This is a genomic window from Halomonas sp. NO4, from assembly GCF_010994375.1.
Classification (GTDB): Bacteria; Pseudomonadota; Gammaproteobacteria; order Pseudomonadales; family Halomonadaceae; genus Halomonas.
On the sequence record NZ_WHMA01000088.1, the window covers coordinates 1 to 1,036 of the forward strand.

Genomic DNA, 1,036 nt, shown 5'->3' on the forward strand with positions numbered 1-1,036 from the left:
TCACCCACCAATGTGGCGCAATGACGCCGGTGCAGGGTGGGGAGGACTCCATCCCATTGCCAACCAAGGTGGCAGGTCTCAAGTTGCCGGCCCAGCCGCCGATACCCTCCCTGTGCCGTAAACGGCACTGTCCTGATCGCCAGGAAGGGTGCAGGCCGAACGACAAGGGATACAAGGGAACACAAGGAACTCATCGATGAAAATGAAGCTGTTGGCCGCCAGCCTTACCGGCGCCCTGCTCACCCTGGGCGCCGCCCAGACCCAGGCCTTTGACAACCGCGTGACCGTGGGTGCGATCGGCGGCACTACCGGCGTGGGCGCCGATGTTTCCTGGCGCTTCCACGAGCGGCTGGGTGTCTCCACCCGCTACACCGGCGGCCTCGACTGGGACGGCGACTATGACACCGAAGAGGCCAACTACAGCGGCGATGTCAGCCTCGCCGCCGGCGCGCTGAAGCTCGACTACTACCCCTTCGCCGGGCGCTTCTTCCTCACCGTCGGCGCCATGCTGCCAGACATGGAAGCCAACGTGACCGGCCGCGCCAAGGAGAACGGCGACTTCGAATTCGACGGCACCACCTACACGGCCAGCGATGTCGGCACCCTGAACGGCCAGCTGACCATCGCCGACGGGGTGCAGCCCTATGCCGGCCTGGGCTGGCGCAGTTCGCACGAAAGCGGCTTCGGCTTCTTCTCGGAGGTCGGCGTGATGGCCACCAATGTGGACGTATCGCTCAGCTCCTCGGAGAACTATGAAGCGAATAATGCCACCTTCCGTGACAGCCTGCGGCGCGAAGAGCAGCGCCTGGAAGACGAAGCCGACGAGCTCTCCGTCTACCCGGTTGCCGTGATCGGCATCAGCTACACCTTCTGACAGGTCAGCAGCAGGGTGGCAGGCCCGCTTGCCACCCAAAACAAAGCCGCCCCCACAGTGTTGGAGGGCGGCTCTGCCGCGCGAAGGCGCCGTCAGGCGCCCGGGGGGCCTACTGGCTGACACGGTTGCCGGTCTATCAGACGCCAACAGTCGGAGAGTGGC

Annotated in this window: 1 protein-coding gene; it reads left to right on the plus strand. The window is 65.2% G+C overall.

What is annotated here, in order from left to right; genetic code table 11:
• Window positions 1–196: 196 nt before the first annotated feature.
• Entirely contained in the window at window positions 197–874 is a 678-nt protein-coding gene (locus FEF15_RS19200) for a hypothetical protein (RefSeq protein WP_240454254.1), read from the plus strand.
• The last annotated feature ends 162 nt before the right edge of the window (window positions 875–1,036 follow it).